Below are 14,433 nucleotides of genomic sequence, written 5' to 3'. Positions count from 1 at the left end.
AATTATTGGATTCTTCAGGTGGTTTTTTAGTGTTCTGGCGGCCGCCATCGCGAGCAGGCTCGCTCCTACAGTTGGAATGCATTCCCCTGTAGGAGCGACGGTGCGGCGACCCGACCTGCTCGCGATGAGGTCGTCACGGACAACGAAGATCTCAGACGCTGAGCATCAGGAACTCACGCTCCCACGAACTGATCACCCGTTTGAAGTTCTCGTGCTCTGCGCGCTTGACCGCAACGTAACCGCGCACGAATTTGTCGCCCAGATAACGGCCAATGGTGTCGGACTCTTCCATCTGGGTCAGGGCGTCCTCGATGGTGATCGGCAGGCGCAGGTTGCGACGCTCATAGGCTCGGCCCTGTACCGCGGCGCTCGGCTCGATACGCTCGACCATGCCCAGGTAACCGCACAGCAGGCTGGCGGCGATGGCCAGGTACGGGTTGGCGTCAGCGCCCGGCAGACGGTTCTCGACGCGCATGGCATCCGGGCTTGAGGTCGGCACGCGCAGGCCGACGGTGCGGTTTTCTTCGCCCCATTCGACGTTGACCGGTGCCGAGGTGTCCGGCAGGAAGCGGCGGAAGGAGTTGACGTTCGGCGCGAACATCGGCAGCACTTTCGGGATGTACTTCTGCAAGCCACCGATGTGATGCAGGAACAGTTCGCTCATGTTGCCATCGGCATCGGCAAAGATTGGCTGGCCGGTGGCAATGTCCACCACGCTCTGGTGAAGGTGCATGGCGCTGCCCGGCTCATCGCCGACCGGCTTGGCCATGAAGGTTGCCGCCACGTTGTGCTTGAGCGCCGCCTCACGCATGGTGCGTTTGAACACGGTGATCTGGTCGGCCAGGTCCAGTGCGTTGCCGTGACGGAAGTTGATTTCCATCTGCGCCGGGCCGTCTTCGTGGATCAGCGTGTCGAGGTCCAGACCTTGCAGTTCGCACCAGTCGTAGACGTCTTCGAACAGCGGATCGAATTCGTTGGCCGCGTCGATGGAGAACGACTGCCGACCGCTTTCGGCGCGACCCGAACGGCCCATCGGCGCCTTGAGCGGCAAGTCCGGGTCTTCGCAGCGCTGGGTCAGGTAGAACTCCATTTCCGGCGCCACGATCGGCCGCCAGCCTTTGTCGGTGTACAACTGCAGGACTTTCTTCAGCACATTGCGCGGCGACAGTTCGATCGGGTTGCCGAACTTGTCGAAGGTGTCGTGGATCACGATGGCGGTCGGCTCGATGGCCCACGGCACCACGTAAACGGCGTCGGCATCCGGCTTGCAGACCATGTCGATGTCGGCCGGGTCGAGCAGGTCGTAGTAGATGTCGTCGTCGACAAAGTCCCCGGTTACCGTTTGCAACAGCACACTTTCCGGCAGGCGCATGCCTCGCTCATGCAGGAACTTGTTGGTGGGTGCGATTTTGCCGCGTGCAATGCCGGTCAGGTCGCTGACGACGCACTCGACTTCGGTAATCTTGTGATCTTTCAGCCAAGTGAACAGCTGATCGAAAGGGACATTCATAAAGACCTCGTTATTGGTTTTATTAACGCCAGGGGAGGCCGGTTTCATCCGCCGGACACTTCCCCTGTAGCGCGTTGACGTCTATCTTGGGCGAGCCTTGCGGTTCCATCTATCCACTTTAAGCAGCACGAAGCGCACCAAAAGAGTGCGTAAGGTCACCCCATGACAGGTTGCAATTCACTCCAGGTCCAAGCCTTCAACACCGACGATGTCGCTGAGCAAATCCGCGCCACGCCGGGCTGGGTCCAGCATTACCAACAGATGTCGCCGGGGCATTTCGCAGGCCTGGTGCGCTATCTGGATCTGCAGGGCGTGGAGATTTACGAAGAGTCGATGAACACCCGGGTCGAGCAGAATTTCAGCGCGCCCCTGGGTTCGTTGTCGTTCTGTTTCGATCGCGGCGACAACGCGCTGTACGTGTTGAATGGCGAAAGTCGCAACATCTGGATCACCCCGGAGAACTACCAGGAAATCGCCGTGGTGTTCGGTCCGGAGTTCGTAAAGCGTCATAGCCTGGACATCGCCCGGCTCGAAGGGCTGTTCATGGCGCCGCTCAACTCCCGGCAGAACGCGCTGTTCTGCCGCTGGCTCAGCGGGACCTTGACGCGGCTGTCGCAGACCTTCGATCCACCGAGCCGAGAATCTTTGACCCAGCAACTGCTGGAAGACTGTCTGTTCATTCTCGACAACGCCTGTGTCGGCCTCGACCAGGGTGCCTTGCAGCGCCGCGCGGGAGAGCGGGCGATCATGAAACGGGTAGGGGAATGGGCCGCGGACACTCCGGAAGAACACCTCAACCTGCTGGAACTGTCCCAGGTGGCCGGGGTTTCACTGCGCCAGTTGCAGCATGCGTTCAAGACCTACACCGGCATGGCGCCGACCCATTGGCTGCGCCTGCGTCGCCTGAACAGCGCTCGGCGTGAACTGCTCAGTTGCACGCCGGCACAGACCACCGTGGCCGAGGTGGCGATGCACTGGTCGTTCTGGCACCTGGGGCGGTTTTCCAGCAGCTACCGCGCGCTGTTCAACGAGCTGCCGAGTGACACCCTCAAGCGTGCTAGTACCACTCAGTCAAGTGGTCGCGGCCGACGTTAGAACGTCGGCGGCGTAATCACCCAGATCACCACCGCATCCACCTCACCGGGATTGCCATAGCGATGCGGTTCCTGGCTGGAAAAGCTGAAGCTGTCGCCTTCGTTGAGCTGGAAATGGCGCTCACCGACCCACAGCTCAAAACTGCCGGACAGCAGGTAACCGGCTTCCTCACCGTCGTGGCTGTAGCTTTGCTGACTGTAGGTACCGGGCGGGAAACGCGAGTGGAGCATTTCCAGTTGGCGGTTGGCTTGCGGGGTCAGCAACTGATCGACGATGCCGTCTTCGTAATGCACGTTCAGGCGGCTGTTCTTGCGCACCACCACGCCATCGTCTTCGGGCGCGGTGACCGCTTCACTGGCGAAGAACCACTGGATGGTGACGCCGAGGCTGCGGGCAATGTTGAACAGCGCCGGGATCGACGGGTAGGCCAGGTTGCGCTCCAGCTGGCTGATGTAGCCGGCGGTGAGCTCGCTCTGTTGCGCCAGTTCCGCCAGGGTCATGCCCCGGCGTTTACGCAGGCCGCGAATGCGCGTGCCGAGAAAATGCGGTTCGGCGTTGCCTGATGCGGGCTGGGTCTTGCTGTTGTTGCTCATGGAAAGTTCCGAACCGAAGGCTACGCCACGCCCCTTGTAGGAGCGAGCTTGCTCGCGATGGACTTCAGAACACCGCGTCTTATCCAGAAAACACGCGTCATTGTTAACGACCATCGCGAGCAAGCTCGCTCCTACAGAAAGCGATCATTTGAATGTAAAGCCCCGGAGTATAAACAGCCTTAAAGCTCCCACGCGACTTTCAGGCCTTCATAAATCGCTTCTTCGGCGGTGCGCGGCGCCAGGCAGTCGCCGATCCGGCGCAACTCCACCAGCCCTTGCAGTTCAGCACCCAGGGTATCGACCGGTTGATGGCCCTGGCACAGCACCAGGGTGTCGATGTTTTCCATCAGCATCGGCTCGCCGCTGGCGGTGTGTTGCAGGTACACCGTGTTGTCATCGCAGCCATACAACCGCGCGTACGGCGTGATTGGCACACCCAATTTATGCAGCTCGCCGGCCAGTTGATCGCGCACGTACAGCGGCAGGTTTTCCCCGCAATGGGTGCCGTTGACCGCCAGTTGCACCTGGTGCCCGGCGCGCACCAGGCGTTCGGCGATGCCGGGACCGATCCAGTCGCAGCGCCAGTCGACCACCACCACCGAACGGCCGACCTGTACTTCATCGCGCAGCACCTGCCAGGCGTCCACCACCTGCAACTCGCCACCGCGCTCGAAGGCCGGCCAGTAGGGCTCGGCACCGGTAGCGACGATCACCATGTCCGGTTTTTCCTGCTCCACCAGCGCGCGGTCGACCCGGGTATTGCGCACCACGCGCACACCGGCCAGTTGCATTTCCCGTTGCAGGTTGGTGCTGGCACCGCCGAATTCGCTGCGTCGTGGCAGCAGCTGCGCGAGCAACACCTGACCACCCAGTTGTGAGCTGGCTTCGTACAGCGTCACCTCATGCCCGCGCTGGGCCGCGACGGTGGCAGCTTTCATCCCGGCCGGACCACCGCCGGCGATCATGATGCGTTTGCGCTGTGGCGCTTGTCGGCGTTCGCCGAAGATCAGTTCGCGCCCGGTCTCCGGGTGCTGGATGCAGGAAATCGGCAAGCCCTTGTGGAAGTGGCCGATGCACGCCTGATTGCAGGCAATGCACGCCCGCACGTCTTCGACGCGGCCGGTGTCGGTCTTGTTGGGCATTTGCGGGTCGCAGATCAGTGCCCGGGTCATGCCGCAGACATCGGCCTGGCCGCGAGCCAGGATCAGCTCGGCTTCCTGGGGCTGGTTGATGCGCCCGGTGACGAACAGCGGAATGTTCAAACTGGCCTTGAACGTCCCGGCTTCTTTTGCCAGGTACGCCGCTTCGATCGCCATGGGCGGCACGATATGCACCGCGCCACCTAGCGACGCCGAAGTGCCGGCGACAATGTGCACATAATCGAGCTGCGTTTGCAGCGACTGCACGGCGGCCAGGGATTCGTCCTCGGTCAGGCCTTGCGGGTCGCGCTCGTCGGCGGAAATGCGCAGGCCGACGATGAACTGCTCGTCGGTCGCCGCGCGCACGGCCTTGATGACTTCGCGCAGAAAGCGCAACCGCTGTTCCAGCTCACCGTTGTAGCCATCGGTACGCCGGTTGACCCGCGGATTGATGAACTGCGCCGGCAGGTAACCGTGGCTGGCCACGACCTCGACGCCATCGATCCCGGCCTGATGCAGGCGTCGGGCGGCGGCGGCATAACCGGCGACAATCTCGTCGATCATGGCCTGATCCAGCGCGCGGGGCATCACCCGGAACCGTTCGTTGGGCACCGACGAGGCGGAGTAGGCCACCGCCAGCAGGCCATCGCTGGACTCCATGATCTCCCGCCCCGGATGGAACACCTGGGACAACACCACGGTGCCGTGGGCATGGCAGGTTTGCGCCAGTTGGCGGTAACCCTCGATGCACGCATCGTCGGTGGCCATCAGCACATGAGAGGTGTAGCGCGCACTGTCATGCACGCCGGCCACTTGCAGCACGATCAGCCCGGCACCGCCTTCGGCACGCGCCCGGTGATAGGCGATCAATTGCTCATTGACCAGGTTGTCGGTGGGCATCGAGGTGTCGTGACCGCTGGACATGATACGGTTTTTCAGGCGCTTGCCACGGATCTCCAGGGGTTCGAACAGGTGCGCGAAGGCGGGTGTCGAGGTCGGCATGGTGCGGGTACTCCAGGCAGGCTGACCTGTGTAGGAGCGAGCTCGCTCGCGATGGACTTGAAAGCGACGCGTTCATCCAGATAACACGCGTTATCGTTAACGTCCATCGCGAGCAAGCTTGCTCCTACAGAGGCATTCAGGTTTTCGGCGTTGTTATAATTGGCCTATAAAAATTTACCTTCAGTAAAAAATCAACTTGTTTTTTTACTGTGCCTTGCAGTTCTTTCGCCTCGAGCCCGCTCCTGGGCCGAAAAGCCGCCGGGGAGGTTGTGCTGCTGGATCGAGTGGCGCCGGGGTATCGGGACTGATCCGGAATCACTGTTGAAAGGACTGGCCTCATCGCGAGCAGGCTCACTCCTACAGGAGAAGAGGGTGTACGCAAAATCTGTGAACTACCCAAATACTGTAGGAGTGAGCCTGCTCGCCATGGGCGCGCCACGGTCTATCAGACTGGCAACCGACTGGAGAAATGGCCCGCTCTTGCTGTACATTCGTTCAGCCCGCCGCTTACCCGCGCGGGCCTGAACGACTCAACCAAGGAGCGTGTCGCCGATGAATCAGGAAACCCGTTTTTCCCGCATGGAACCGGAGTTGCGCAAAGCCAACCTGATCGAGGCGACGCTGGTGTGCCTCAAGCGCCATGGTTTCCAGGGCGCGTCGATCCGCAAGATTTCCGCTGAGGCCGGGGTCTCGGTGGGGCTGATCAGTCATCACTATTCCGGCAAGGACGAACTGGTGGCCGAGGCCTACATGGCGATCACCGGGCGGGTCATGACCCTGCTGCGCGACGCCATGGAGCAAGCCGCGCCGAATGCCCGGGAGCGCTTGTCGGCGTTTTTCCGCGGATCGTTTTCCGCCGAGCTGCTCGATCCGCAATTGATCGATGCCTGGCTGGCGTTCTGGGGCGCGGTGAAAACCGCCGAGGCCATCAACCAGGCCCACGATCATTCCTATGGCGAGTATCGCGGCATCCTGCGCAAGGTGCTGGCGGAACTGGCCCGGGAGGAGGGCTGGGAAAACTTCGACGCCGACCTCGCCGCCATCAGCCTCAGCGCCTTGCTCGACGGCTTGTGGCTGGAGTACGGGCTGAACCCAGGTACCTTCACCCCGGTGCAGGGCATCCAGATTTGCGAGGCCTGGGTCGACGGGTTGCAGGCCGGCGGACGCCAGCGCTTCTGCGTGCAGACGAGCGACTGTTGATCAGTCGTTCAGCAATCGTTACTCTCTGGCGCCGATGCAGGAAAACACTCTAATAAGAAACTGGCCTTCGGGCCTGAGCCGGACACCAAGCGATGACTCCTCGGGTATTGATCGTCGATGACGATCCGCTGATTCGCGATCTGCTGCACGCCTACCTGTCCCAGGAAGGCTACTACGTCCATTGCGCCGCCACGGCGGAACTGGCGGAAACCTTCCTCGCCAGCCAGACCGTCGACCTGGTGATGCTCGACATCCGCCTGCCGGGCAAGGACGGCCTGACCCTGACCCGCGAATTGCGGGTGCGTTCGGAAGTCGGGATCATCCTGATCACCGGGCGCAACGACGAAATCGACCGCATCGTCGGTCTCGAATGCGGCGCCGACGACTACGTGATCAAACCCCTCAATCCAAGGGAGCTGGTGTCGCGAGCGAAAAACCTGATTCGCCGGGTACGTCACGCGCAAACGCCACAGCCTGCCGTCGCGGTGGCCAAGCCGGTCAAGCAGTTCGCCGACTGGTCACTGGACACCGACCGCCGTCGCCTGATCGATGCGTCCGGCAGCGAAACCCTGCTGACCCACGGCGAATACCAGTTGCTCAGCGTGTTCCTGCGCAACAGCGGCCACACCCTCAGCCGCGACCAGTTGATGGACCAGATCCGTAACCGCGAATGGGTGCCCAACGACCGCTCCATCGACGTGCTGGTCGGGCGTCTGCGTCGCAAGTTGCACGACGACCCGGCCGAACCGCAGTTGATCATCACCATCCATGGCGCCGGTTACCTGTTCACCGCTGGCGTGGCAGCCTGAACCTGATGGCGCGATGGCTTTGCCTGCTGGCGCTGCTGGTGGCCGGCCATGCCGTCGCGGCGGACAAGGTTCGCTATTGCGATTACCCGGTGTACCCGCCGATCTCCTGGAGCGACGGCAAGCAGGTGCGCGGCCTGGCGCCGAGCGTAGTGAAAAGCCTGTTCGGCCAGTTGGGTTACGAGGTCGAGATGGTCGTGCTGGGCAACTGGAAACGCTGCCTGCTGGACGCCGCCGAAGGCCGGGTCGATGTGGTGCTGGCCTACAGCACCGTGCAACGCGAACAGAGCATGCTGTTCTCGACGGTGCCGGTATTGCGTGAAGAAGTGGCGCTGTTCATCAACCGCCAACACCCGGTGAAATTCGAACAACTGGACGACCTGGCCCATTACCGTGGCGGCCTGTTGTTCGGCGAGAGCTATGGTGTGGCGTTCGATCGCATGGTCGCGCGCAACAACAATATCGAATGGGTTTCCGACAGCCACCAGAACTTCGGCAAGCTGATTCGCGGGCGCATCGATTTCATCACCCAGGAGCGGCGCACCGGTCAGCTGTACGTGGAGAACCTGCCCGGCGGCCAGGACATCGTCGCCTTGCCCAAGGCATTGAGCGTGGATTATCTGCGGGTCGCCGTGTCGCGGCGCTCGCCCTTGGCCGCTCGCATGCCCGAGATCAATGTGCAGTTGCAGCGCATGGTCGATGCCGGTGACATCGAGCGCTGGCTCAACGAAAGCGAAGTGACCTACCGCGACATGATCAACCTGCCGGCGGATGCGCAATGATTCGCGCCCGTTCCGGTGGACTGTTGCGACGCCTGTTGCTGTTCATTCTGTTGTTCAGCCTGTGCTTCACCGTACTGGCCAGCAGCGTGCAACTGTATATCGAGTATCGGCGGGAAATGCGCGACATCGATTCGCGCATGGAGCTGATCCGCGCCGGCTACCTGGCCAGCCTGGAACGCAGCCTCTGGGACTTGAACCAGGAACAGTTGAACGTGCAGTTGCGCGGGCTGGTGGACTTCTCCGACGTCGCGCGGGTGCACTTGACCAGCGCCGATTTCGACCTGGTACAAGGTAATCCGACCCCGGCGGGACCGCTGCGTATCGAGCGCTTTGCCCTGGACTATCAGCCGCCGTCCGGCCCGCTACGTAACCTTGGCGAACTGGAAGTGAGCACGGATCTGGGGGCGGTGTACCAGCGTCTCTACGCCACCGGTTTAACCAGCCTGTTGTGGATGGCGGTGTTCCTCTGCGGTCTGGCCGTGGCGCTGTCTGGATTGTTTTATCGACTGGTGACCCGGCACCTGAAAGTCATGGCCGAGTTTGCCCGGCGCATCGCCGCCGGTGAATGGCAGGAACCCCTGCACCTGGATAAGCGCCGCGGCAGCGACGAAATCGACACCGTGGCCCACGCCCTGGACGACATGCGCCGGGCGATCCTGCGGGACATCGAGCGCCGGGAAACCGATCGCCTGGCCTTGCAGGATAACCGTGACGAGCTGCTGAAAATGGTCGAGCGCCGTACCGCCAGCCTGATGCGCGCCAAGGACGAGGCGGAAGCGGCCAACCTCGCCAAGTCGCGGTTTCTGGCGACCATGAGCCACGAACTGCGCACGCCGCTCAACGGCATTCTCGGCATGGCCGAACTGTTGCGCGGCGCGCCTCTGGATGCCCGGGACGGCAAACGCCTGGACGCTTTGCACAAGGCCGGTGAAGGCTTGCTGACGATCCTCAACGAAGTGCTGTATTTCGCCAAGCTGGAGGAGGGCGTCAGCCATCCCGAGCCGGTGGATTTCTCGTTGCGCCAGTTACTCGATGAGGTACTGACACTGTTGGAACCGCGCGCGCTGAACAACGATACGATCCTCAGTTGCCGCATCGATCAGCGTATTGCCGAGTATCACCACGGCGCCGAGCAGTTCCTGCGCCAGGTGCTGAGTAACCTGCTGGCCAACGCGATCAAGTTCACCGAAGGCGGCGAAGTCAGCGTCGAGGTGGCGCTTCTCAGCGAAACCGGCGAACAGACGGGGCAGCGGTTGCGGGTCAGTGTCACGGACGACGGCATCGGTATTGCCCCGGCGATGCAGGCGAAGATTTTCGAGCGTTTCACCCAGGCCAGCGAAGAAGTCGCCCAGCGCTTTGGTGGCACCGGGTTGGGGTTGGCGATCTGCAAACATCTGGTGGAGCAGATGGGCGGCTGCATCGGCGTGGACAGTGAAGAGGGGCGCGGCAGTTGTTTCTGGTTCGAGCTGTCCTTGCAGCCGGCCAGCGACCTGGCTGAGGCTCCGCCGGTTCGCGCGGCGGGGCCGGCACTGAACATCCTGGTGGTCGAAGACGTGGCGCTCAACCGCGAAGTGGCCAAGGGTTTGCTGCAGCGGGACGGCCACCGGGTATGGCTGGCCGAAGAGGCGGAGCAGGCGCTGCAATACTGCGCGGCGCGGGTTTTCGATCTGCTGCTGCTGGACGTGCATCTGCCGGGCATCAGCGGTGTCGAGTTGTGCCGGCAGATCCGCAACAGCGACGGGCCGAATCGCCGCACCCGCCTCTTCGCCCTGACCGCCAGCGTGCAGCCGGCGCTGGTGCGCGGTTATCTGGAGGCCGGCATGGACGGTGTCCTGGCCAAGCCCTTGAAGCTGGAAAACCTGCGCCAGGTGCTGGAAGGGCATGCGCCTGTGGCCGAGTCGCTGCTGAGCGATGAGGTAATGGACTGGCCGCTGTTGCAGACCCATCGCAGCCTGCTCGGCGAGCAAAAGGTCCTGAGTCTGCTGGCGGTGCTGCGCGACTCGATTCTCCAGCACCGCGATGCGTTGAGTGAAGCCATGGCCGCCGATGACTGCACAGAGGTCGCGCAACTGGCGCACCGTCTGGCCGGCAGCTGCGATTCACTGGGTTTTCGTGCCTTGGCCGCCACGTTGAGGGCGCTGGAGACCTTGGCGCTGGCAAACGATGAATCGGCGATCCAGCGCCTGAGCCCCACGCTCGATGAGCAAATGCAGCATTCGCTCGATACCCTCAAAGGCCTGTTGCAGAGCTGACGTACAAATTTGTTACGACTTTGTACAACTTCGATCTTCACGGTCAACGCGAACTTACATGGCTTTCCAATAATCGACGGCAACCGCCGCAGCGCGGTCTTCGAAGCTTATTGGAGATAATAATAATGAATTGCCGTAAAGCCGATCCCTCCCTGCGTCGTGACGTCCTGTCGCGCGCTGCACACCTCATTGACTGCTGAGGTGCCGACATGAACGAAAACACTGATCACAGCACTGAAAGTAAAGGCATCCAGCTGACCCGTGCCCTCAAGAGCCGGCACATTTTCATGCTGTCGTTGGGCGGCGTCATCGGCACCGGGTTGTTCATGGGGTCCGGCGTGACCATCAACCAGGGCGGCCCGGTGGGGGCGATCCTGGCTTACCTGGTCGCGGGTTTCCTGATGTACCTGGTGATGGTCTGCCTGGGTGAACTGTCGGTACAGATGCCGGTGTCCGGTTCGTTCCAGACCCACGCCACCCAATACATCGGTCCGGCCACCGGGTTCATGATCGGCTGGGTGTACTGGATGAGTTGGGCCACCACTGTGGGCCTGGAGTTCACCGCCGCTGGCATGCTGATGACCCGCTGGTTCCCGGCGGTGCCGATCTGGTACTGGTCGGCGCTGTTCGTGGTGGTGCTGTTCGGCATCAATGCCATGGCCACCCGCGCTTTCGGTGAGGCGGAATACTGGTTTTCGGGGATCAAGGTCGCGGCGATTCTCGGCTTCATCGTGGTCGGCGTGCTGGTGATCTTCGGCGTGATGCCCCTGAGCAGCGGCGCACCGGCACCGATGGCGACCAACCTGATCGGCGATTCGTTGTTCCCCAACGGCCTGTCGGCGGTGTTCGCGGTAATGATGACCGTGGTCTACGCGTTCCAGGGTTGCGAGATCATGGGCGTGGCCGCCGGTGAAACCGATCAACCGGAAAAAAGCATCCCGCGGGCCGTGCGCAACGTGGTATTCCGCGTGTTGATCTTCTACGTGCTGGCGATCATCGTGCTGTCGGCCATTGTGCCGTGGCAGCAGGCCGGCCTGATGGAAAGCCCGTTCGTGCAGGTGTTCGACATGGTGGGCATTCCCTACGCCGCCGACCTGATGAACTTCGTGATCCTCACGGCGATCCTGTCGGTGGGCAACTCCGGCCTGTATGCCTCGACGCGCATCCTGTGGGCGATGTCGAAAACCGGCATGGCGCCGAAAAGCCTGTCGCCATTGAGCAAGCGTGGCGTGCCGCTGCGCGCCTTGAGCATCACCCTGTGCTTCGCGCTGGTGTCGCTGATGACCAGCTTCGTCGCCGCCGACACCTTGTTCATGGTGCTGATGGCGGTGAGCGGCATGGCCGGCACCGTGACCTGGATTGTCATCGCGCTGGCGCAGTACAAGTTCCGCAAGGCGTACTTGCGTGACGGCGGCAAACTCAGCGACCTGAAATACCGCGCACCGTGGTTCCCGGTATTGCCGCTGATGTGCATCACGCTGTGCTGCTCGCTGTTCGTGTTCCTGGCCCTGGATGAAACCCAGCGTCCGTCGCTGTATTGGGGCTTTGGCTTCATTGCGCTGTGCTATGGCGCGTACTTCCTGATTCACCGCAAGCGTCAGGGCGCGCTTGCACCGAGTTTGCCGACTGCGTGATCCCTTGAACTAAACACTTACCCCTGTAGGAGCGAGCTTGCTCGCGATGGACTCAACAGCGCCGCGTTCATCCAGCCAGAACGCGTCACCGTAACGACCATCGCGAGCAGGCTCGCTCCTACATTGGCTTAGTGGAGGGCCAGAAAGATCTGCGACTGTCTCCTGTCGTCAGTTGTTCGAAGTTGTAACAGCGTCCACGGCCTACGCTCGCGCATCAATAAATAATTCAATAAAACCAATGTGTTATCGAATTTTTGAGCTTGTTACAGCCCATTTTCCCGCCAATTGCCGCCTTGCTGAACACTCGTTTAGTATGGCCTCAAGTCGCATCACCTCAGACCCATCACAATAATTCGAGGATTCCCATGACCACTCAATCGTCGCTGCTCAGCCAGGTCGAAGCAGGCGTTGCCTGGATCACCCTCAATCGTACTGCCCAGCGCAATGCGCTGGACATTGCGACGCTGAAAAACCTGCATGGCTTGCTCGACGCTTTCAACGCCGATCCGGCAGTGCGCGTGGTGGTATTGACCGGCAGCGGCCGCAGCTTCTGCGCCGGTGCCGACCTCGATGAATGGGCCGATGCCGAAGCCCGGGGCGCCCTGGAAACCTACGGCTGGACCGAAACCGCCCACGCCTTGATGACCCGCCTGCACAGCCTGGAAAAACCCACCATCGCCGCCATCAACGGCACCGCCGTCGGCGCCGGGATGGACTTGACCCTGTGCTGCGACCTGCGCATCGCCGGGCAATCGGCACGCTTCAAGGCCGGCTACACCAGCATGGCGTACTCGCCGGACGCCGGCGCCAGTTGGCACCTGCCGCGTTTGATCGGCAGCGAACAGGCCAAGCGCCTGCTGTTCCTCGACGAGCTGTGGGGCGCCGATCGTGCCCTGGCCGCCGGTCTGGTCGGCGAAGTGTGCGCCGACGATCAATTGCTAACCGTTACCAGTGAACTCGCTGCACGCCTTGCCAGTGGCCCGACCTTCGCCTTCGCCCAGACCAAAAAGCTCATGCGTGAAGGCGCGGAACGCAGCCTGCCGGAACAGCTGCAAGCCGAACTCGCCGCCGGCCTGCTCTGCGGTCGCAGCGAAGACGGCAACGAAGCCCTGCGCGCCGCCATGGAAAAACGCCCGGCAACTTTTATCGGCCGCTAATCCGTTAGCACACCCATCTGTAGGCGCTGGCTTGCCAGCGAAGGCTTTTAGCATCTCCCCAATTCGCAGTTAACGAACAACAGGTAGCACCATGAATTTCCAACTGACCCAAGAACAAGAAATGTTGGTGGACTCGGTACGCAGCTTCGTCGAGAAGGAACTGCTGCCCTATGAAGAACAGGTCGACCGCGCCGACGAGGTGTCCCCGGAACTGGCCGCGCAGATTCGCGGCAAGGCGATCGCCGCCGGTTTCTACGCCTTCAACATGCCTGAAGAAGTGGGCGGTGGTGGCCTGGACTATCTGTCCCAGGCGCTGATCGAACGTGAGCTGTCCAAGGTGTCCTGGGCGCTGCACGTGTTTGTCGCGCGGCCGTCGAAAATCCTCATGGCCTGCACCGGCGACCAGATCAACGACTACCTGTTGCCGTGCATCCAGGGTGAAAAGATCGACTGCTTCGCCCTGACCGAACCGGGCGCCGGCTCCGACGCCAATGCGATCAAGACCCGCGCCGTGCGTGAAGGCGACGACTTCATTCTCAATGGCAGCAAGCATTTCATCAGCCACGCCGGCCATGCCGATTTCGCCATCGTCTTCGCCGTGACCGACACCTACGAACACAACGGCAAAAAGCGTAACGCCGTGACCTCGTTCCTGGTCGACCGCAACACCCCGGGCATGACCATTCGCCGTGGGCCCAAATGCGTGAGCAACCGCGGTTACCACACCTTCGAAATGTTCTTCGACGACTGCCGGGTGCCGGCCAGCAAAGTGCTGGGCGAAGTCGGCAAGGGTTGGGAGGTGGCCAACGCCTGGCTGACTGCCGGGCGGGTGATGGTGGCGGCCAACTGCGTCGGTCAGGCCCAGCGCGCACTGGACGTGTCCTTGCAATGGGCGGCGGACCGCAAGCAATTCGGCCAGCCGATCGGCACTTACCAGGGCGTGTCGTTCAAGCTTGCGGACATGGCCACGCAAATCCGTGCCGCCGAACTGCTGACCCTGCACACCGCCTGGAAAATGGACCAGGGCACCATGACCGATGGCGAGGCCGGCATGGCCAAGCTGTTCGCCAGTGAAGTGCTCGGTCGTGCCGCCGATGAAGCGGTGCAGATTTTCGGCGGCATGGGCCTGATGGACGAAGGTCCGGTGGAGCGCATCTGGCGTAACGCACGGATCGAGCGGATCTGGGAAGGCACCTCGGAAATCCAGCGCCACATCATTTCCCGCGAGCTGCTGCGGCCGCTGTTGCGCTGATCGGCCCGGAG

At 62.0% G+C, this 14,433-nt stretch carries 11 protein-coding genes; 8 read left to right on the top strand and 3 right to left on the bottom strand.

From position 1 onward, the window contains the following. Positions 1–151 precede the first annotated feature (151 nt). Positions 152–1,510: a glutamine synthetase family protein gene (locus tag KW849_RS05775; RefSeq protein ID WP_218428515.1), complete on the bottom strand. Its 1,359-nt coding sequence runs from the start codon at positions 1,508–1,510 to the stop codon at positions 152–154. Between the two features lie 162 nt (positions 1,511–1,672). Here KW849_RS05775 and KW849_RS05770 point away from each other — a divergent pair, with 162 nt between their 5' ends. After that, positions 1,673–2,605 carry a helix-turn-helix domain-containing protein gene (locus KW849_RS05770; protein ID WP_218428513.1) on the top strand — a complete coding sequence of 311 codons (933 nt, stop codon included), beginning with the start codon at positions 1,673–1,675 and terminating at the stop codon, positions 2,603–2,605. Here KW849_RS05770 and KW849_RS05765 read toward each other — a convergent pair. Together KW849_RS05765 and KW849_RS05760 are read right to left on the bottom strand one after the other, a co-directional pair. Further along, entirely contained in the window at positions 2,602–3,198 is a 597-nt protein-coding gene (locus KW849_RS05765) for a helix-turn-helix domain-containing protein (protein ID WP_218428511.1), read from the bottom strand. The two genes, KW849_RS05770 and KW849_RS05765, sit on opposite strands and share 4 nt — an antisense overlap. Positions 3,199–3,377: 179 nt before the next feature. After that, positions 3,378–5,339 (bottom strand): FAD-dependent oxidoreductase, encoded by a 1,962-nt coding sequence (locus KW849_RS05760; RefSeq protein WP_218428509.1) that lies wholly within the window; start codon positions 5,337–5,339, stop codon positions 3,378–3,380. A gap of 552 nt (positions 5,340–5,891) precedes the next feature. Between KW849_RS05760 and KW849_RS05755 the strand changes: the two genes are divergently transcribed. The 7 genes from KW849_RS05755 to KW849_RS05725 all read left to right on the top strand — a co-directional run bounded on the left by KW849_RS05755 (position 5,892) and on the right by KW849_RS05725 (position 14,422). Next, the gene (locus KW849_RS05755; RefSeq protein ID WP_218428507.1) at positions 5,892–6,539 is read left to right on the top strand and encodes a TetR family transcriptional regulator C-terminal domain-containing protein; all 648 of its coding nucleotides are present in this window, start codon (positions 5,892–5,894) and stop codon (positions 6,537–6,539) included. A gap of 92 nt (positions 6,540–6,631) precedes the next feature. After that, positions 6,632–7,348, top strand: a complete 717-nt coding sequence (locus KW849_RS05750; RefSeq protein WP_218428505.1) for a response regulator — start codon at positions 6,632–6,634, stop codon at positions 7,346–7,348. Between the two features lie 5 nt (positions 7,349–7,353). Continuing rightward, a complete protein-coding gene (locus tag KW849_RS05745) occupies positions 7,354–8,127 on the top strand; it encodes an ABC transporter substrate-binding protein (RefSeq protein ID WP_218428503.1) in 774 nt (257 codons plus the stop codon). Further along, positions 8,124–10,379, top strand: coding sequence for an ATP-binding protein (locus tag KW849_RS05740; protein ID WP_218428501.1), 2,256 nt, complete (start codon positions 8,124–8,126; stop codon positions 10,377–10,379). Before KW849_RS05745 ends, KW849_RS05740 begins: the two co-directional genes overlap by 4 nt. Before the next feature lie 209 nt (positions 10,380–10,588). After that, positions 10,589–12,013 (top strand): amino acid permease, encoded by a 1,425-nt coding sequence (locus KW849_RS05735; protein ID WP_218428498.1) that lies wholly within the window; start codon positions 10,589–10,591, stop codon positions 12,011–12,013. 365 nt (positions 12,014–12,378) lie between these two features. Next, positions 12,379–13,170 carry an enoyl-CoA hydratase/isomerase family protein gene (locus tag KW849_RS05730; protein ID WP_218428496.1) on the top strand — a complete coding sequence of 264 codons (792 nt, stop codon included), beginning with the start codon at positions 12,379–12,381 and terminating at the stop codon, positions 13,168–13,170. 91 nt (positions 13,171–13,261) lie between these two features. Next, positions 13,262–14,422: an acyl-CoA dehydrogenase family protein gene (locus KW849_RS05725; RefSeq protein WP_108215771.1), complete on the top strand. Its 1,161-nt coding sequence runs from the start codon at positions 13,262–13,264 to the stop codon at positions 14,420–14,422. Positions 14,423–14,433 lie beyond the last annotated feature (11 nt).

This window comes from Pseudomonas sp. PDM26, from assembly GCF_019219185.1.
Taxonomy (GTDB): Bacteria; Pseudomonadota; Gammaproteobacteria; order Pseudomonadales; family Pseudomonadaceae; genus Aquipseudomonas.
Note: the sequence above shows the minus strand (reverse complement) of the source record. Positions and strands in the feature narration are given on the sequence as shown.